This is a genomic window from Sediminibacterium sp. FW305-C-61, assembly GCF_058231065.1.
Genome location: NZ_JBIQXR010000002.1, coordinates 563,859 through 583,681 on the forward strand (window position 1 = coordinate 563,859; position 19,823 = coordinate 583,681).

Annotated in this window: 15 protein-coding genes; 12 read left to right on the forward strand and 3 right to left on the reverse strand. The window is 37.1% G+C overall.

The annotated features are described in order from the left end of the window. Nucleotides 1-4: 4 nt before the first annotated feature. The 3 genes from ACH30E_RS07675 to ACH30E_RS07685 form a co-directional block, all read right to left on the reverse strand. Nucleotides 5-778 (reverse strand): hypothetical protein, encoded by a 774-nt coding sequence (locus tag ACH30E_RS07675; RefSeq protein ID WP_490824341.1) that lies wholly within the window; start codon nucleotides 776-778, stop codon nucleotides 5-7. Next, complete coding sequence (locus ACH30E_RS07680) at nucleotides 772-1,764, reverse strand: hypothetical protein (protein WP_490824342.1); 993 nt, start codon at nucleotides 1,762-1,764, stop codon at nucleotides 772-774. Before ACH30E_RS07680 ends, ACH30E_RS07675 begins: the two co-directional genes overlap by 7 nt. A 126-nt stretch (nucleotides 1,765-1,890) precedes the next feature. Next, entirely contained in the window at nucleotides 1,891-2,490 is a 600-nt protein-coding gene (locus ACH30E_RS07685) for a hypothetical protein (RefSeq protein WP_490824343.1), read from the reverse strand. A 499-nt stretch (nucleotides 2,491-2,989) separates the two neighbouring features. On the opposite strand from ACH30E_RS07685, the gene ACH30E_RS07690 reads away from it, so the two are divergent. The 12 genes from ACH30E_RS07690 (at nucleotide 2,990) to ACH30E_RS07745 (ending at nucleotide 19,822) form a co-directional block, all read left to right on the forward strand. Further along, nucleotides 2,990-3,574, forward strand: a complete 585-nt coding sequence (locus ACH30E_RS07690) for an RNA polymerase sigma-70 factor (RefSeq protein ID WP_490824344.1) — start codon at nucleotides 2,990-2,992, stop codon at nucleotides 3,572-3,574. 75 nt (nucleotides 3,575-3,649) lie between these two features. Next, entirely contained in the window at nucleotides 3,650-4,798 is a 1,149-nt protein-coding gene (locus ACH30E_RS07695; RefSeq protein ID WP_490824345.1) for a FecR family protein, read from the forward strand. 118 nt (nucleotides 4,799-4,916) lie between these two features. Next, nucleotides 4,917-8,258, forward strand: a complete 3,342-nt coding sequence (locus tag ACH30E_RS07700; RefSeq protein ID WP_490824346.1) for a SusC/RagA family TonB-linked outer membrane protein — start codon at nucleotides 4,917-4,919, stop codon at nucleotides 8,256-8,258. A 10-nt stretch (nucleotides 8,259-8,268) separates the two neighbouring features. Continuing rightward, entirely contained in the window at nucleotides 8,269-9,633 is a 1,365-nt protein-coding gene (locus ACH30E_RS07705) for a RagB/SusD family nutrient uptake outer membrane protein (RefSeq protein ID WP_490824347.1), read from the forward strand. 111 nt (nucleotides 9,634-9,744) lie between these two features. Further along, nucleotides 9,745-11,022 (forward strand): TlpA family protein disulfide reductase, encoded by a 1,278-nt coding sequence (locus tag ACH30E_RS07710; RefSeq protein WP_490824348.1) that lies wholly within the window; start codon nucleotides 9,745-9,747, stop codon nucleotides 11,020-11,022. A gap of 194 nt (nucleotides 11,023-11,216) precedes the next feature. After that, nucleotides 11,217-11,687: a protein-disulfide reductase DsbD domain-containing protein gene (locus ACH30E_RS07715; protein WP_490824349.1), complete on the forward strand. Its 471-nt coding sequence runs from the start codon at nucleotides 11,217-11,219 to the stop codon at nucleotides 11,685-11,687. Between the two features lie 450 nt (nucleotides 11,688-12,137). Beyond that, a complete protein-coding gene (locus ACH30E_RS07720; RefSeq protein ID WP_490824350.1) occupies nucleotides 12,138-13,268 on the forward strand; it encodes a cysteine desulfurase family protein in 1,131 nt (376 codons plus the stop codon). Nucleotides 13,269-13,297: 29 nt separating this feature from the next. Then, a complete protein-coding gene (locus tag ACH30E_RS07725; protein ID WP_490824351.1) occupies nucleotides 13,298-13,690 on the forward strand; it encodes a hypothetical protein in 393 nt (130 codons plus the stop codon). Nucleotides 13,691-13,776: 86 nt separating this feature from the next. Next, nucleotides 13,777-14,274 (forward strand): hypothetical protein, encoded by a 498-nt coding sequence (locus tag ACH30E_RS07730; protein WP_490824352.1) that lies wholly within the window; start codon nucleotides 13,777-13,779, stop codon nucleotides 14,272-14,274. A 394-nt stretch (nucleotides 14,275-14,668) separates the two neighbouring features. Beyond that, a complete protein-coding gene (locus ACH30E_RS07735) occupies nucleotides 14,669-15,250 on the forward strand; it encodes an RNA polymerase sigma factor (RefSeq protein WP_490824353.1) in 582 nt (193 codons plus the stop codon). A gap of 73 nt (nucleotides 15,251-15,323) precedes the next feature. Next, nucleotides 15,324-16,424 carry a FecR family protein gene (locus tag ACH30E_RS07740; RefSeq protein WP_294993876.1) on the forward strand — a complete coding sequence of 367 codons (1,101 nt, stop codon included), beginning with the start codon at nucleotides 15,324-15,326 and terminating at the stop codon, nucleotides 16,422-16,424. A 155-nt stretch (nucleotides 16,425-16,579) separates the two neighbouring features. Next, a complete protein-coding gene (locus ACH30E_RS07745) occupies nucleotides 16,580-19,822 on the forward strand; it encodes a SusC/RagA family TonB-linked outer membrane protein (protein ID WP_490824354.1) in 3,243 nt (1,080 codons plus the stop codon). Nucleotide 19,823 lies beyond the last annotated feature (1 nt).

A 19,823-nucleotide genomic window follows, 5' to 3' on the forward strand; every position in this document is an offset into this window, starting at 1 on the left:
TGATTTAACCTTGCTCAGGCAGGAAAACATTGCGCATCACTTCAATCAGATCCGCTGGTGATGCCCCAATTTTCATTCCCTTCAGCGACTGCTGAATCCCTTCGCTTTCGGCTTCCATCACAGCGATGAATTTCTCAATATCTGGGCGGATGGAATCAGGAACCGGGAGACGAAAAGCAGGATTGATGACGCTTAACAAACGAAGCACATCTTTTTTGTGTTTGTAAATTTTATCGTCCTGTATTTTCACACCCTTTTCCTTCAGTTCCAGATTGCCAAAGTAGGCGCGAGTCTTTAAGCAAACAAGGCAAGGTTCGCTGGCCACCCTAAGACCATCTATCAGCGGGCTATGCTCCATCGTAAGATTGTAATAATCATCATTCATTAGTATCGCCGACAGGCTGGAAACATCTTCCCCGGTCTCAATATCTGTGATATGAATGTCTTCCGGCGGCGCACTTAGCACTTCCGGGTGCCGTGAAAATAGTTCCAGCATATAAGGATATCCTTTTGCCTTGGGTTCTATAAAACGGTAAAATGTTTTCTTGCCATCGACTTCTGCTAACACGTATTCTCCTGCGCGGATAAAATCATAAAAGTGTTTCACGAACGCATCGTTTAACGCTTCTACCACGAGTATAATATCCAGATCCTTTGTAACCCTGAAGGGTAATTCCCTTTGCGAAAAATGACGGTCACATGCCGTGCCACCAATCAATACATAATGCGCCGTGTGATCTGCAAAATGTTCCGTAAATAGATCCAATCCTTCTACCATTCCATTTTATTTAATAATTCCTGCAATGCTGCTTCCATCCGTTCATCTTCAATATTGTCTTTCATTGATAAATAAAGTGACAGCCTGTCCACTACAGCTCCAAAATTGCCCATGACTAAATCAGGATCGTACTCCCATATCTGGATGATGAAATCACCATAGTGCTGCTGCAGTTGTTGTAATGCTGGGGCCCTCTTTAAAAAAGAAAACATCTTTTTACCTACAGCGTAGGTAGCTCCATTACCTTTTGAAAGCATGGTGTAATGTGCTAAAGCTGTTTCTCCGGATATCTTCATGTCTACAGTCGTATCAATCGGTTTTTCACTCCGCCATACCGTTTTTACAGGGGAGGAGAGTAGCGGCAAAGCCTGATCCCATAGTTCTTTTCCGTGCGCGTTGAAGTAAACCAGATTAGGCTTTCCCTCCTCAATGGTCACCAATCCAGCACTTGCTAATTCCCGCATACTTCTGCTCACTGTCATCAATGAGCAGTCCATAACATTGGTCATGTGCTGGTATTCGAGTGGCTCAATGCACCTTTTATTTAGTTTCCACAGCAATATGGCCTGTGATTGCATCCCCAACTTTTCACCCACATGCAACTGCATCGAATTGCGACCCGAAGTATCATTCAAATGCATCAACAGCTCCGGGACATAGAGCTGTCTCCCAGGTTCAATAAAGGAAACGTTCTGTTCAATCAACCTCGACCGGTTCCAGCTTTCCAATTCCTTCAGCACGAAGATCACCGGATGGTGCAGCATATTCCTGAGATCCCGAGCTTGCTTTTTCAAGCGCGAAGGAGACAGTTCCTCCCTATCTTTTACTTCTGCAAAAATCACTTTATTATTCAGCATCCTTCCCAACCAGAAGTCATATGCTCCCCGCAAATAAACGGGGAGTTTCCCCAAATCCTTGTTGTCCAGCCGGTGCAAAGGTACTTGCAGACCAAAAGCCTTGTCTATATAGTTGCTAATGTCATTCACGATCCAAATATAACACAAAATTGCACAATAACAAAATATATGTTATCGTGCAAAATAATGTTATTATGATAAGCTATTGATTTCCAATTTTATAGCTAGATGCAAAGTTTAATGAAGGGGATGAAATTATAAATCTAAAGGTGCAAACACAATATCGCCATTTTGGTCTGGAATACCGGTAGCCCTGGGTAAGAATGAAATTTCCTTTGGATTTCCTGGGTTTCGCTGGAAATAATACAAAATTGCTACGTCACAATAGATATTTTGAGGGGTAATGAAATCTTTTTCCAGAACGATATTCATCCCTTCGCCTTTTGTATTTGCACTTGGGTAAATCAGGCCGTGTAGCCTATCTTCCATTTGTTCATTAAAGTTCCTAAGCATTTCATTGTGTACACTTGATGTGACACGGTAGGATGCTTTTTTATTTTCAGCACAACAAAACAAACCGCTGAGGTATTCAGCTTTGGCTTTAAGGTCAAGGTAGGTTGCCTCGTCTAGGCTTATCTCCTTCAATTTTGTGTCAAACTGCTCAAAAAGAAATTTAAAATTTTCATTCAGTTCCAGTGAACCTGAATGAAAGGGTAGCACCCAAACCAGCGGTGATTGCCGAAATATCCATCTGGTGGCAACAATAAACCGGTTATTAAAAGTTGGATCTTCTTTAATCCGGTCAAAGCAGGTTTCCATAAAGGAAGATTGTGCGGCATCGCTGAGGTTGGTCATTCCACCGGGGATGGTTCCATAAAATACTTGTTGTCCTTTATTATTGCACCTCTGCAAAGGGATTTGGGTAGTGTCCGGATTATAGGAGCATCTGGAAATATTCTGACAATGTTCACCTGGATCCAACACCGAAGTCCTAACTATAAAAGGCATATTGATCTTCTGAAATGAAATAGGTGTTTGAGACAATAATTGGTTGACAAGCATTATTAGGCTGTCGTCTGGTAAATTTTGTGCAGTGATCAACTTATTGAAAACCTCTATGTATTCAGTTGAGCTCATATACTAATATACACAAACGTAATCGCTCGTTTAGTTGTTGTGATTTTTATAATGATATTTTACTTTCCCTTTTTTTTGAAAGAAACTACTGAGTATTAATCGGATAAGCAAGCATCATTTTTTATCCCTCACTTGTCCATTTAGTTACACATTGTTAACTTCGGTTTGATGGTGGTACTATTTTACTGCCTGTTTTCTTACCCTTGTAACCCTTGAAATGACTGAACTGAATCTTATAACATCCCCGGTATTATTGGTACGCCGCTTACGGGCTGGTGAGGTGGCAGCATTCACTGAAATCTTTGATGCCTACGCAGAACGGTTGCTTGTGTATGCCGTTAATGTATTACACGACCGTGAGACCTGCGAGGATCTTGTTCAGGACGTTTTGTTATGGCTTTGGGTCAACCGGGAGAAACTTGATCCCAACCTTTCACTCGAACCCTACCTTTTCCGGGCCATGCGCAATGAAGTCATTGACCACATACGCAGGGGCAAAGTAAAAGAGCGGGTGTTTGACCAGATTGAAAAAAGAATCTGGATGGAGGCAGTCACTGAAAACCAGGTTTACCAACGGGAGCTACAGGATAAACTAAAACAGGCTATTTACGATCTGCCGGAAAAAATGCAGCAGGTCTACCTATTAAGCAGGGAAGAGCACTTAAGCCATAAGGAAATAGCAGAAAGACTATCCATTTCTACTAAGACTGTTGAAAATCAGCTTGCTACGGCAATGAAAAAGATACGTGCCTCCCTTGGTGACTTTCTGCCCCTTGTACTTTTATTCCTTGGTGGAAAATAATTTTCAAGAGCGCATGGGGGATTTCTCTCACTGATCCGCTATTATCATTGTATTACTATTTTAATCTGTGGTCCATTGAATAAAGAGGAATTCATTATACTTATTACCCGATACCGAGAAGGGAATGCGAGTGAACTGGAAGAGCAGCAGCTTATCAACTATTTTAGTTCATTCCAGCAACCGTGGGACGAGGAAGTATTCGGGTCAAAAGCAGCAGCAGTATCCCGGATAAAGGAACAACTACTTGCAAAAATTGAGCACGAAAGCGTTTTTGCACCTATAAAGCCTAATCATAAAATTCATTTTATCCGGCGGTTCCGTTGGGTTGCAGCGGCCATATTGCTTTTAGCTCTGGGAGCAGGTTGGTTGTATTATATGGGTTTAAAAGACAAACAGGATCTACTTGTATCAAATACACCTGCTCAATTTTTGCCCGGTGGTAACAAAGCTGTATTAACGCTTGCATCTGGAAAAACCATCGTACTTGATGATGCCAGTAATGGAGATGTTGCAGATCAGGACGGCGTTCGGATCATTAAATTGGATAGTGGATTGTTATCCTATAAAGGCACTGCAGTGCAGGTAGGTTATAATACGCTTACCACACCTAGAGGTGGGCAATATCAAGTAGAATTGCCTGATGGATCAAAGGTCTGGATCAACTCTGCATCCACACTTCGTTATCCAACCGCATTTCTTGGTAACAATCGGGAGGTTTCATTAAGCGGGGAAGCCTATTTTGAAGTAGAAAAAGATCCTCAGCATCCTTTTGTTGTTAAGACTAATGAGGTTAATGTTCAAGTCCTTGGAACTGGGTTTAATGTGATGGCATACCCAGAAGAAGGTGCTGTTCGCACTACACTTTTACATGGTAGTGTGAAAGTACAATCACAACAACTTGAGAAAATGATTATCCCCGGAGAACAAGCACGAATAGTAGGTAAGCAATTCGAAGTGACTAAGCCCAATTTGGAACAGGTATTAGCTTGGAAGAATGGCAGTTTTAATTTTCAAGGGGCAGATATGCGAACGATTATGCGACAAATATCCAGGTGGTATGATGTGGATGTAGAAGTGCAGGGGGATCTTGGCTCAGTACAGTTTATGGGGATACTTTCAAGAAGGCAGAATGCAGAGCAGTTACTGGAGATTCTTGCAGAAACAGGGAAAGTGCGTTTTGAAACAAAAGGAAGAAAAATCATTGTGATGTCAACATCTAAATGATTCAACATATTGATTTGAATAAAAAACCGGAAGTGGTGGAACACTCCCGGCAACAATTCAGGTCAATCAAAAAGTCCGACAAGACTCGATATTGTTTAACCCAAACTAATGCAAAGCTATGACTTTGATCCCAAACGGGAAAGACATGCATTCACCAACAGCAGTTTTTCTCTTTTTCCGAACCCCAATCCTTAAAGCAATGAAGCTGACTATTTTATTCCTTCTTGCTGCCTCTTTAACTGTGAGTGCAACATCCTATTCCCAAAAGATTACTTTGAAAGAAAAGGGAATTTCACTCGTCCAGCTTTTTACCGAAATCCGAAAACAGACAGGTTACGAATTTTTCGCAGATCAAGCAATCATGAATGGAGCGAAAAAAGTCAATATATCTGTACAAGGAGAGCCCCTTTCGAGGGTATTGGATGAAACCCTGAAGCCTCAGGGTTTAACTTATTCGATTAAGAACAATTCCATCATTATTAAGAAAAAAGATTTCCCGATTCAATTAAAGGAAGAGAATGAGCTTCCACGAAACGGAATTCTAGAAGAGACTATTACAGTTGATGTGAAGGGTAGGGTAGTCAATGAAAAGGGCGATCCATTGGAAGTAACGATTCAAGTAAAAGGGACACAGAGAGGTGGTTTAACTAATCCTGATGGGTATTTTATTTTGAAGAATATTGAAAAAGATGCGATATTAATCTTTAGTGCTCTAAATGTTGAAACTCGAGAAATTAGTATAAATGGGAAATCTGATTTGTCTACAATTACATTAACAACAGTCATTAATACCCTTGTTCCTGTTGTTATTAATAAAGGATATTATTCTACTTCGCAAAGACTAAATACGGGTAGTGTTTCCAAAATTACTTCTGATGATATTAAGCGACAACCTGTTTCAAATCCAATCATCGCTCTTCAAGGACGCGTTCCAGGACTTTTAATTACCCAAAGAAATGGATTGCCTGGTTCAAATTTAGTTATTCGTATAAGGGGTCAAAACTCAATACAGCAAGGAAATGAACCTCTATATATTTTAGATGGGGTGCCATTTTCTTCTGAAAATTTAGATAAAGCAGGTGTTTCTCTCAGTGCTACAAATCCATTTAATACAATAAACCCATCAGATATTGAAAGTATTGAAATATTAAAAGATGCTGATGCAACCGCTATATACGGAAGCAGAGGTGCAAATGGAGTTATTTTAATTACGACAAAAAAATCAAGAGCTGGAAAAATGGCTGTTAACTTGAGCTATACTGTTGGATTAAATAAGCCTACACGAACAATGGACAATTTGAATACTAAGCAATATATAGAAATGCGAAGAGAGGCTTTCAAAAATGATGGAGTAATTCCCAATTCGACGTTGGCTCCAGATTTATTTCTCTGGGATACTACAAGAAATACAGACTGGAAAAAGGAAATAATTAAAGGTCCAGCTTTCGTGACAAATTTTCAATTAGGTATAACTGGGGGGACTAAAAATATTAATTACTCTTTAAATACAGGATATTACAAAGAAGGTACTGTACTACCCGAAAATCAGAATTATTCTAGAGGGTCTCTTAGTTTTAATGTGACCAATACTTCTAATAATAATAAGTTTTCAGCGATACTTTCAGCACTTTATACTTTTGATAAGAACCGCTTACCAAGTCAAGATATGACTCCATTTATTGGACTTCTTCCCCCCAATATGTATAAGCCATACGATTCGCTTGGTAGGCTTCAATGGAGTGAAGGCGGATTTTCTTATGGTAACCCGTTTTCAATCTTACAACAAAAATATATAGCAACATCAGATAGGTTTATTGCAAATGGGCAATTATTATATAAACTATCAAATAAAATTACTGTAAAGTCAAATTTCAATTTTAATTCAGTTTATTTTAATCAATCCAGCAATAGGCCGATTGCATCTCAAGATCCAATATTTAATCCTAGAGGCTCAGCTAGCTTCAATTATAGTTCTTCGAAAATTTGGAATATTGAACCCCAAATAGATTATAGTAGTTCTTTTTTAGATCGAGGAAAATTTCAATTTTTAATAGGGAATACCTATCAGCAAAAAATTGATAATGTAGTATATTTAATAGGGTCTGGATATACTAATGATGCACAAATCAATTCTATTGTCGGGGCTGGAACTATCAATGTTCAAAATGATTATTCTCAGTATAAATTCTCATCCTTGTTTTCAAGAATAAATATTAACTGGGATGATAAATATTTATTCAATTTTGTAGCAAGAAGAGACGCATCTTCGAGATTTGGACCTGCTAACCGTCTAGCAAATTTCGGGGCGCTTGGAATTGCTTGGGTTTTCGCAAAAGAAAACTTCCTTTTCAATAAAAATCAATCATTCAGCACAGGGAAAATTAGATTTAGCATTGGGTCTACTGGAAATGATAGAATAGGAGATTACCAATATTTTGATACATGGACAAATACGCTTAATTCATATCAAACACAGTTAGGCCTGCGACCCACTAGACTGTTCAATGAAAAGTATGGATGGGAAGAAATAAATAAAATTAATCTTGGTTTTGATATTGGAATTAGTCAGGATCGCTTTACTCTATCTATTGATTTTTATAGACATAGAAGTAAAAATCAGTTAGTTTCTTTTAGTTTGCCTGATCAAACTGGTTTTAATAGTATTATCAACAATATACCAGGGGTTATTCAAAATAAAGGTGTAGAAATTCTTTTAAGTACGAGTAATATTCTGAGCAAGGTTTTTTCGTGGAAAACGTCTTTGAATTTAACAATTCAGAGAAATAGCCTTATTGAATTTTCAGGGTTGTCAAGTTCAAGTTATTCAAATCGTTACATATTAGGCAAGCCCTTAAACTTATTGATTGGGTATGCCTACCAAGGTGTAGATCCACAATCAGGAATTTATCAATTCGACGATAAAAATAAGGATGGTATTTTGAACACTAGCGATTATGCCTATCAAGGAACTACTGATCCTGATTTTTACGGAGGATTAAACAATATAATTCGATATAAGAATATGGAGTTAAGTTTCTTGTTCGAATTTAGAAAACAAATAGGTCGTCATGCTATTTTGGGAAATTCTAACACCCCAGGGGGATTTGCCAATCAACCTGTAGCAGTTTTGAATAGATGGCAAAAACCTGGAGATATTTCTGAGTATCAAAAATTTACACAATCATTTGGGACTCCTGCTTCAGATGCAGCTTCACGAACTTATATTTCGAGTGCTGCATTAACAGATGCATCATTTATACGACTCAAAAATATTGCACTTTATTTCTCTTTACCTGAGCGTATGACTAAAAAAGTAGGATTCAATTCTTGTCAATTATTTCTTCAGGGGCAAAACATTTTTACAAGTACAAAATATGTTGGGGCTGACCCGGAAAATCAAAATATTCAAGCGCTACCTCCAATGTCAGTCTTTACATTCGGATTTAATATTAACTTTTAATTTGAAAGACATGAAAAAAAATATCATACTTTATTTTATTTTGTCCATTATACTGGGATCGTGTAAAAAATTTGTTGATGTATCTCCATCCCCAACTCAAATTATGAATTACAAAGTATTTGAGAATGATGCAACTGCAACTAGAGCTGTGATTGGAATTTACATACAAATGATGCTAAACAATCAATTTACTTCTAGCAATACTACTTTATATGCAGGGTTGTCTGCAGATGAACTATATTATTATACTAATGATCTTAAGCAAGAATTTTTAAAAAATGAGATTGGTTTCTCAAATCATGATTTAATTGCGATCGTTTTTTGGAATCCTGCTTATCGATATATCTATGCAGCTAATGCCTGCATAGAGGGCTTAAATAAATCACAAACTCTAACAGCGAGTATGAAAAGTCGTCTAATAGGGGAGGCTAAATTCATACGAGCATATTGTTATTTTTATTTAGCTAATTTGTTCGGAGACGTCCCGCTAATTACAACAACTTCTTATTTGGATAACGCAATAAAAGCTCGGGATCCTAAATCAAAGGTTTATGATCAAATTGTGAAAGATCTTATTGATGCAGAAATGCAATTGACTAATGATTATCCTACTGCGGAAAAAGTAAGGCCTAATAGTTTGGTAGCAAGTGCTTTGTTAGCAAGAGTGTATTTATACTTGGGAGACTGGAATAAAGCAAATGAACTTTCTACGAAGGTAATAAATTCTGGGGTGTATTCTCTGTCTACAAATTTAAATTCTGTCTTCTTGAAGGGGAGTTCTGAGACTATATTCCAACTTCAACCAGGGGCTAGCAATATAAATACTTGGGAAGGTAGTACTATAATTCCTACTTCCAATTCTGCTTTACCAACTTATTTGATTACAAATACATTATTGAATTCATTTGAAACTGGGGATTTAAGAAGAGTAAATTGGATCCAGTCTAGAATATTTTCAGGTCAAGTAATATACTATCCATATAAATACAAGGTGCAATCCAATCAAGCAATTAGCGAATATTATGTTTATTTGAGACTTGCTGAACAATACCTAATCAGAGCAGAAGCTAAGATTCAGTTAAATGACATAGCTGGATCCCAAGCAGATCTAAACATTATCCGTCGAAGAGCAGGATTAAACAATACTAATGCAACTGATAAGGGATCAATTTTATTAGCAATTGAAAAGGAACGACAAGTCGAATATTTTGCTGAATGGGGACATCGCTGGTTTGATTTGAACAGAACAAATCGTAGTAATACAGTTTTGGCGACACTTAAGCCAGCGACTTGGCAGATAACGGATATGCTTTGGCCAATTCCAACAACCCAATTAAATCTAAATACAGCATTAGTTCAGAATCCAGGGTATTAACGATTTAGTACGGATAATAAGTTAAAACTCAATTGAGTAGTTATTGCTACTTCATATATTTAAATCTATCAAGTTTTGAATAAGATTATATTTTTCTTAATACTAATATTTTTGTCTTATAATATTTTAGGACAAAAAAAAGTAAGCCAATTAAAAATCGGAGATACATTCAAGAATTATTCATTTAAAGTTACACAAGGTGATTCCATATTTAATCTCGATATTAAATCAATAAAAGAAAAAGCTATTATTATTGATTTATGGGATATCCATTGTGCTGGTTGTATTTCAGGAATGTATAAATTGGATTCTATTCAACAAAAATATTCTAGCTCTATTAAAATTATTCTTGTAACAAAGAATTCTAAGGCTGAAGTAACCTCTCTTTTTCGAAGAATCAAAAAGTTGCCGCCAAATTTGCCAATTGTAGTTGCTGACACAATTGTTTATGATATTTTGTTTCCTCATTCAGGAGATCCTCTTCATATTTGGATTGATTCCTCAAGAGTTATTCGATATATAGCAGGAGGATATAACACAAATGAAGAAGCTATAAGCAAATTTCTAAATGGAGTTTCATTAGATTTTGCATATCAAACACGTATTGAGGAACTAGACTATAAGCAACCTTTTATTAATGAAGCTACAACTAAATTGAAAGAATATACAGAGACTTATTCTGTGATAACAAAAGGTCTTCATAATGTCCTTAATACTTATCGAATTGAAGTATTGCCTTCTCAAAAGAGCGAAGAACCTCAACAAATTAAAGTATTGAATGCGTCCATACTTTCACTTCTTCAATTAGCTTACAATAAGGAAATATATGGTGTTAATCCAAATCTCTTTCGATTATTGAAGAATCATAGAGTTCTGTTAGCATCAGATAGAGCAAAGCTTCTTGAATCGCCTAGTTCTATTCAAAAGTTTGATTCATGGAGAGATAAAAATTTATACTGTTATGAGATCTATTTAAATCAAGACAATCCACGGAGTATTTATAAAATGATGCAATTAGACCTTATGCGTTTTTTCGATTATTCAATTTCAATTGAAAAGAAAATTGAAGAATGCTTAGTCTTATCTAATGTTTATATAAACTCAAACGATAGCAATTTAACTAAAAGCCAATCGAAAATTAGTGAAGATTATAATCCCGAGTTTAAGTATGAAAATCGCCAACAGATGAGAGATTTTATTTTGGATTTAATCTACTTAACACAAAAGTTCGGATATCCTTTTTTTGATGGGACTTCGAATACAACAAATCCTAAATTTAAGTTACCTGGTAATGTAAATAGCCTAGAAGAGCTAAACCAATTTTTAGTAAAATTCGATCTTAGGGTTGATAAAAGGAGACAATTGGCTGAGTTTATTGTAATTAAATAATTGTTCCTATATGTATTATTACCAGATTAATATTTTCTATGTTAATTTATTTGAAATAGCATAGGGTCATTTCACAGGTTTCGTTTTCTTGATAAGGGGTATAGCTATTTTCTAACAGATTTTCGATTTTTAATTACAAATTGACTACCCATTATTTTAATTGGGAAAGTCTATACTATGTTAAATAATTAATTATGAAACGATTTGATCAAAATAAAAAGACTTATTTCTTGCTGATTGCGGTATTTCTTATTGCCAATTTTGGGTTAGGACAAATAATTAACTGGCACTTTAAATCATACACTATAAAAGATGGCGTATACTCAGTTTCAATAAAGGCAGCAATTGCAAAGTCATGGCATATTTACTCTCAAGTAAGTCATGAAGATGGCCCTACACCTACTAAGATCACATTTAACTCTAATCCGCTGATCAGGTTAGAGGGTAAAGTCATAGAAAAAGGGAAAAAGATTAAGCACTTTGAAGAGGTGTTTGATTTTGATGTTGAATACTATGAAGATAGTGTTGAATTCTCACAGTTAGTACGTTTTAATGCTAAACAGAAATTCAAAACCAATATCACTGGTACGGTGGAGTATATGCTTTGTACAAATGGAAAATGTTTATCCCCTGCAAAAGAGAATTTTTCCATTGCTCTACAATAAGCAAATAATCGCTTTGATTGTCTGCTGTATAATAGCGATGCAAGGGTGTAGAAGTACACGGATTGATACAATTCAGGGTGAGCCTAAATCAATATATAATTATTGTATTGATTTAGATGCAATAGAAGTATCATCCAGTGAACTGAACCAAGTTATACAGGTGTTAATTAACCTAAAGGCGACTAAAGTAGAAATTATAACTGATTATGCCTTTATTGATACGCATTTAAAGGTTAGGGCCTGGTTTGAAAAATTATCGCCTTTTATGGAGGATAATTTAAGGTATAGGCTGGGGTTATACTTTCCGCAATACAAGATTTCATTATATGCTAAGACAATGAACTGAAAAGTTTTCTCATGTGTATTTTTTTGGAGAATGCACGACCGGGTTTGTTTTTACTTACCCGGTTTTTATACTATCTACGTCCAAAGGTTGAAAAGATTGTTTACATGAAAAGAATCTATTTAGACAATGCTGCTACTACTCCCATCTGCTCTGAGGTATTGGAAGCAATGGTGCCTTACTTTATAGAGGAATTCGGTAATCCTTCTGCTCGATATGCAGAGGGTCGAAACGCAAGACTTGCCATAGAAAACGCACGTAAACAGATCGGAGTCCGCTTAAGTACAGATCCTTCGCAGCTTATTTTCACCTCTGGTGGTACCGAGGCCAATAATCTTGCGTTGCGTGGATTTGTCATGGCAAAAAGGGTTGCCACTGTTTTCAGTTCACCCATTGAACATGCAAGTGTTTCAAGAACACTCAAAGCGTTGTCTAACCAAGGCTTTTTTACCTTACAGATGGTGGATATCACTAAGGAAGGCGTGCCAGATTATGACCATTTAGAAAAATTGTTGCAAGGATCAAAAAATGAAATTGTACTTGTGTCCCTGATGCATGGAAACAATGAGATCGGATCCATGCTTGACCTGAATATAGTCGGGAAACTGTGCAAACAATACCAGGCCTATTTTCATACGGATACGGTTCAAAGCATCGCTTGCTATCCTTTTGATCTTTCTGATACGAGTATAGATATGTTGACTGCTTCGGCACATAAATTTCATGGACCAAAAGGGGCTGGATTCCTGTGGGTCAAAAAGGACCTGGGATTGCATGTTCAACAGACAGGAGGGAGTCAGGAGCATGGATTAAGAGCCGGAACCGAATGTGTAGCCAGTATTGTAGGTATGGGCAAAGCATTTCAACTTGCAATGGAGCATCATGAATCCGCTTTAAAACTGATACAACAACTAAAAGACCAATTAAGGAATGGGCTTGAAAAAATCGGAGTTAGGGTAAACGGAATGAAAAATGGAGAAGGGCTGCCTACGATACTAAATATTGGTTTTGAAGAAAATGAGCGATCCCGCCGTTTATTACTTGAGTTGGATTTAGCAGGTGTATCTGTTGGAAGTGGGCCTGCCTGTGCCGGTGGTACACCCTCCAGTGTTATTTCGGCTATCCAGGCTGAAGACAGAATCAATATCCGGTTTTCCTTTTCCCGGTTCAATACAGCTAACCAGATTTACCGGGTGTTAAACCTGATTGATTATCAATTAAACGACAGCCTATTTTGACGACCAGGACTGACGACATGATCATTGCTATGTTACAATCACTAGAGGGTGAATTGGTCAATCTTGCATCTGATCACCGGCAGGATAGATTGGAGCAGCTAACAGCCATGCAAAGGCTGGTGATTGAAACAGCCAACGCGCTATTGATCCTGGAAATAACAGTTGGATGGGCTTATTTTGAAGATAAAAGCGTTTTTTGTTTTGTTCGTGATCGAATCCTTTACTACCTGGTCTATTTCGAACATGAATTACGAAAAATGGAAGGGGAGAACCTGCTAACTATTGAAGTGATGCAACCTTATTACCGATTGGCTGCATACCAGAATTGGCAAACAGCGTTTAAACATGTGGGCTGTTGTTGGAGTATAACAGCCGCAACCCAACGGATGGTTTTATCCAATGCTATCCATGTGTGGAATTAAGGATTTTCTCATTTGTATGCATTACCATGCACACCCGGATCCGTTTCTACGATGTCCGGTTTTTTAGAAGATTTTTAATCACTAATATGAACTATTGCTTAATCATTCATGATCATCGAGAACAATCAAATTTGCTAGCGAAATACTTAAGTGCAAAAGGTTTTCAGGTGCATGAACTAACTAATCAGGAGGAGGTATATGAGCATGCGAAATTATATGCTTATACATGGGTTTGGATTCATGTGAAGCGATGGGATTTTAATTTGTTGGATTGTTTCCCCAATGATCAGCGTTTTTTACTGTTGAGTAAATTTTTGGAACGATATACTGATTCATTGGATCGTCAGATTCCTTTTCATTTAAAAGAACCTTTTAAAAGTGAAAAAATCGAACGGTTGTTTGAAAGATTAGAAAGGTCAACTGAATATTTAAGAGCAGATTGTATGATTGTAAAATCCCATTGGCAATATCGAAGAATATTTTTAAAGGATATTGAATTTATAAAGAGAAGTAAGGCGCAATATTTTTCATGGATAAAAACAAGCCAAGAATTATTCCCCATTGCTGGTACTTTTAGCTATTGAGATAAGCAGTTATGCAGGCATCAATTGTTCAGGCGTGAAAAAGATCAACTGATTATTCCTGATCAAGTGTATCGTAAGCTTATTGCTGATGAATTGATAACTGCTCACTGATATTATTTTAACTTTCTTGAATCAAACATGCATCTGCAAGAACTACAATAACAGTTGTGTTGCTCTTGAGTAAGCACCGGGTGCATGGGATTACAAGTCTCAGCCAGGGCAGTTTCTCCTGCCAAGCGGGGTATTTTCATACCCCGCTCATTTTTGGTCTATATTCCTATGCGGCTTCTTAGGTTTATCGTAAGTAACTTTCATCAATTAATTTGATTTCCCTAATTTGGCGGCTGGACATGTGCAGCTTTTTTAGTTTGCAAACAGTCTTTTGAGTAACCCCATGTATCAAGTGCATTCTCCCATATCATTGGACCTGATCCACCAGGTTGCTGCCGGTGAACACCTTGCATTTGAGCTTTTTTTCTATCATTACAAGTCTTATGTGTATAGCATCGCACTGAAATTTACACATGAAGAATCCCTTGCCGAAGAAATCGTGCAGGATGTTTTTGTGCGGGTTTGGAAATACCGGGAGAAATTAACCGAAGTGCAGGATATCGATGCCTGGATGCGCACGGTTACAAAAAACCGAAGCCTTACAGAACTAAAAAGGCTGGCTAAGGATGCAGCGGGCAAAAAAGGCTATTTCGATTGGCAACCTGTAGCATGGCAATCAGCCAACAGCAATGGCCAAAGCACCGATCAACTTTTGCAGAAAGCCATTTCCAGACTTACCCCTCAACAACAAAAAGTTTTTGAACTGTCTTTTCTGGAAGGGATGAAAAAGGATCAGATAGCAGCAATGTTGGGTATCAGCCCTGCAACCGTAGGTGTCCATTTAAAACTGGCAGCGAGGTCTGTTCGTGCATTTCTGACCCATCAAAGTGACCTGGCTATCCTGTTATTGATCCTGTATGCATAAGGAATTTCAGGCTGTTCTTATATTTTTTTTCTGTTAACTACTCTTTTTTTCATCCGTTGAAGTCATCTATCATATGGCATCATTCAGATTGGAACAATTGTTTAAGGGGCATCTCGCCCAATCCCTTACTCCATTGGAGACAGCGGAGTTTTACGCCCTGGTGAATGATGCCAATCATACTGAGCAGTTACAACATTTGGCGGATCAGGTTGAACTTGATTCCCATGAACTCATAGATCTAAATGAAGAGAGTTCGAGAGAAATTCTGGATGCGATCCTGTCTCTTCAACAACAAGCTCCGGTTCGAAGGCTCTGGTGGCGTTATGTGGCTGCCGCCTGTGTTATAGCATTGATGGCAGTGGGAACCATTTGGCTTATTCATCCAGATCAGCCAACGCAGCATAGTCTTGTCCAGCAGACTATCATCGCGCCCGGCAGCAATAAAGCGATACTTATTACCGGTGATGGAAAAGAAATGGTCTTAGATGGGAAGGGGAATGTACAAATTGGTAATGCTACTATTCAGAATGGGGTAGCTACCTACCAGGAAGCAAATGCAGTCGCCTATAATACCTTGAAAACACCAAGGGGTGGTCAGTTCCAGGTGATCCTTCCTGATGGTACACATGTGTGGATCAATTCTGCTTCTCAACTGCGTTATCCCACTGCGTTCACGGGATCAACCCGTACCGTTGAATTAGAAGGGGAGGCCTATTTTGAAGTAACAAAAAATACCCAGCAGCCTTTTATTGTAAAAACAAGTACTGATCAAATAGAAGTATTGGGAACCCATTTTAATATCAATGCCTATTCGGATGAAGGTGCAGTAAGGACAACATTGGCTGAGGGTAAGGTGAAAGTGGGACCATTGATCCTGCGTCCCGGTCAGCAACATCAATCCGGTCAATTAACGAATGCTGATCTGGATGAAGTATTGGCCTGGAAGAATGGACGCATGGTTTACCATGATGTTGCCATCGATGGGATACTTCGTGCCATCAGCAGGTGGTATGATGTCGAAATTGAAATGAAGGGTGATCTGGGACAGCAAAGCTTCTATTTTGAAGTATCACGTTCAGCCACCTTAAATGAACTGGTGAAAGTGCTGGAACTGAATGGTTTGAACTGCAGTATTGATGCTGCCCATAAAAAACTAATCGTGCGACCTCAATAAAACAAAACCGCTCCGGGTCGTAACCGAAGCGGGGATGCAGGTTCACTTTTAATAATGTCCGCAAAGACCTATTTGTTAACCCACAAACCAAAGCTATGCATTTTGCTGCTTTCGGCAAATTAATGCCGTACCCTATCCCTAAAACGCTGTTGCGTATGAAATTAACAGCCATTTTACTCTTTCTTTTTGCTCTGCAATCCATGGCAGAGTCCTTTGCACAGGTCACACTCAAAGAAAAAAATGCGACACTTGAGAAAGTATTGCAAACCATCAAAAAACAAAGTGGCTTTGATTTAGTGTACCAAAAAGAATTAATAAAATTGAAATCTAAGCCTGTTTCAGTGTATGTATACAATGCTAACCTAAGGGAAGCATTGTATCAAATCTTTAAAAACCAGGATTTGGATTATGAGATTATAGGTAAGATTATAACAATCAAGGAGAGAGTTAAGACTAAACGACTTGCAATTTCTACCATTGATTCTTTATATCAAAAGGTGATCGAAAATGAGATAGAATTAAATGGAAGGATCGTTGATGAAGAAGATAATCCGGTTAATGCATCTATTACAGTAAAGGGTAAAAATTCTATTGGAGTAAATACAAATGAAAGAGGATATTTTAGTTTAAAATCTATAGAAAGTGGGGACGTATTGATTATTTCAAGTATTGGTTATGTAACAGAAACAATCAGATATGTTGGACAAAAGGAACTTTTTGTAAGGTTAAGAATTGCAATAAATTCTTTAGACGAAAAAATTGTCATCGCTTATGGGAAAACTACAAAAAGGTATTCTACTGGTAGCGTTTCACGCATAAAATCAGACGATTTAAATAAGCAGCCTGTATCTGATCCCATCAGTGTATTAGCCGGAAAAATTCCAGGTCTTCAAATAATTCAAAATTCAGGAGTTCCGGGATCCTTAATTAGCGTTCGATTACGAGGTAGAAACAGTATTGCGAATGGGAATGAACCTCTTTACATTGTTGATGGTGTTCCTTTCCCTTCTACGACTTTAAGTGGCTCATTTGGAGGTGGGGGAGGGATAGCATCAAGCCCTTTTAATAATTTGAGTATGGCTGATATTGAAAGTATTGAAGTACTAAAGGATGCTGACGCTACCGCAATCTACGGATCAAGAGGTGCAAATGGTGTCATCTTAATTACTACAAAGCGAGGGAAACAAGGTCGATTGATTACAAACTTTAGAATGTATAAATCGATTGGGCAAGTATCTAGAAAAATGAACTTGCTTAATACGCAAGAATATATTTCAATGCGTAAGGAAGCGTTTTTAAATGATGGAACTGTTCCTACGGTTTCTAATGCTAGAGATTTATTGTTATGGGATACTACTCGATATACAGATTGGCAGCGTATTCTTATAGGAAATACATCACATACTACTGATGTTAATGTTAGTGTTTCAGGAGGCAGCGAGCTTACACAATTTATGTTTTCAAATAGTTATAGAAATGAATCAACAGTATTCCCCGGTGAATTTGGGCAATCAAAATTTTCAAGTAGTTTAAACTTTTCTCATAAATCATTAAATAATAGGTTGAGAATTTTTCTTAATACAGCCTTTGTATTTACTAAGAACAATTTGCCTCAGCAGGATTTTTCCAGTAGTATAACTCTTTCTCCAAATGCCCCAGCAATATACCTCCCTGATGGGAGTTTAAATTGGGAGAATTCGACTTGGTCAAACCCTTTTGCAGCAATTTATAGTCAGCTCAATTCCAAAACAGAGAATTCGATCTCTAATCTAAATTTTTCTTATAATATTACTAAGGGATTAGATTTTTCTTTTAATACAGGTTATACAAAAATTAGTACACAAGAAAATCTACTAAATCCCAAGAAGTCTTTTGATCCTGCACTTTCCGCCAACGGTAGCGCGGGATTTGGGGATAGGCAGATTTCTACCCTGATCTTCGAACCTCAGCTAAATTATAAGAAAAATTATGAGAAGTCAAGTTTTGAGGCTCTTGTAGGGTCTACTTTACAAAGTACTCGTCAAAGTTCATTGTATGCAGTAGGTCTTGGTTATACGAGTGATGACTTATTATATAGTTTAAGAGCAGCATCAAGTATATTAATTAATAGTGAGAGTGACTCAAAATATAAATACTTTGGAATCTTCGGGAGATTAAATTATAATTATAATAAAAAATATTTAGCCACAATAACGGCCCGAAGAGATGGGTCAAGCAGGTATGGTTTAGCTAATCGGTATGCAAATTTTGGTTCAATTGGACTAGGTTGGATTTTTAGTAATGAAAATCTATTCAAAAATTCTAGATTGTTGAGTTTTGGCAAATTAAGATTTTCAACTGGCGTAACGGGTAATGATCAGATCGGCGATTATCGATTTTTGGATCTTTATTCACCATACACTTTTTCTTATCAAGGAGTTACAACATTATCTCCTACTCAATTATTTAATAGTAGATTTAATTGGGAAAAGGTCAATAAACTAGAGTTCGGATTAGAAACAGGGTTCCTAAACAATCGTATTTTAATAAACATTAACTATTATCGAAACGAAACAAGAAATCAACTATTGGAGTATGGACTACCGGCATTAACCGGATTCAATAGTGTTTTACAAAACCTCCCTGCAAGAATACAAAATACTGGTTTGGAAATCGAATTAAATAGTGATGTTATCAAAACAGATAAGGTTAAATGGAATAGTACTTTTAATATTACAATCCCAAACAATAAGCTGATAAAATTTGATGGACTTGAAAAATCAAGCTATGCAAATCAATATGTGATTGGCCAACCGTTATTTATAGAGAAAAGGTATCAATGGTTAGGTGTGGATCCTAATTCGGGGAATCATAGATTCTTTGATTATGATGGTGATGGTCGCATTACTGCTCCTAATGATCAACAAGTTATTGTTAATACAAGTCAAACTCTATTTGGTGGTTGGGAAAATAGATTAGAATTCGGAGATCTCTCACTTTCATTTCTTATGCAGTTTACTAAACAGCCATATGTTCAAAATTATCTTTCACGTTTTTCCAGACCAGGTTTATTAATGAATCAACCTCGATTAGTATTAAACAGGTGGAGGGTACCCGGTGATTTAACTGATATTCAAAAATTTGCTAATTCTAATACGGCTTCAAATAACGCTTTTACAGCATTTAGACAGAGTAACGCAGCGTTTACTGATGGCTCATTTATTAGATTACGAAATATAAATTTAGAATATACAATTCTTTCCAAAGCGGATAAAAGAAAATACATATCTGACTTGGGGGTTTATTTCCAAATCCAAAATTTACTTACAATTTCTAAGTACGAAGGATTGGACCCAGAGACTCGATCTTTTTTACCCCCAATACGATCATTTACAATTGGTATTAATGCTTCATTTTAAA

What these genes read in the sequence shown, in the direction of transcription:
- ACH30E_RS07675 (WP_490824341.1), bottom strand. Translation starts at nt 778, where the DNA reads ATGGTAGAAGGATTGGATCTATTTACGGAACATTTTGCAGATCACACG.
- ACH30E_RS07685 (WP_490824343.1), bottom strand. Translation starts at nt 2,490, where the DNA reads ATGACCAACCTCAGCGATGCCGCACAATCTTCCTTTATGGAAACCTGC.
- ACH30E_RS07690 (WP_490824344.1), top strand. Translation starts at nt 2,990, where the DNA reads ATGACTGAACTGAATCTTATAACATCCCCGGTATTATTGGTACGCCGC.
- ACH30E_RS07700 (WP_490824346.1), top strand. Translation starts at nt 4,917, where the DNA reads ATGACTTTGATCCCAAACGGGAAAGACATGCATTCACCAACAGCAGTT.
- ACH30E_RS07705 (WP_490824347.1), top strand. Translation starts at nt 8,269, where the DNA reads ATGAAAAAAAATATCATACTTTATTTTATTTTGTCCATTATACTGGGA.
- ACH30E_RS07715 (WP_490824349.1), top strand. Translation starts at nt 11,217, where the DNA reads ATGAAACGATTTGATCAAAATAAAAAGACTTATTTCTTGCTGATTGCG.
- ACH30E_RS07720 (WP_490824350.1), top strand. Translation starts at nt 12,138, where the DNA reads ATGAAAAGAATCTATTTAGACAATGCTGCTACTACTCCCATCTGCTCT.
- ACH30E_RS07725 (WP_490824351.1), top strand. Translation starts at nt 13,298, where the DNA reads ATGTTACAATCACTAGAGGGTGAATTGGTCAATCTTGCATCTGATCAC.
- ACH30E_RS07730 (WP_490824352.1), top strand. Translation starts at nt 13,777, where the DNA reads ATGAACTATTGCTTAATCATTCATGATCATCGAGAACAATCAAATTTG.
- ACH30E_RS07735 (WP_490824353.1), top strand. Translation starts at nt 14,669, where the DNA reads ATGTATCAAGTGCATTCTCCCATATCATTGGACCTGATCCACCAGGTT.
- ACH30E_RS07740 (WP_294993876.1), top strand. Translation starts at nt 15,324, where the DNA reads ATGGCATCATTCAGATTGGAACAATTGTTTAAGGGGCATCTCGCCCAA.
- ACH30E_RS07745 (WP_490824354.1), top strand. Translation starts at nt 16,580, where the DNA reads ATGAAATTAACAGCCATTTTACTCTTTCTTTTTGCTCTGCAATCCATG.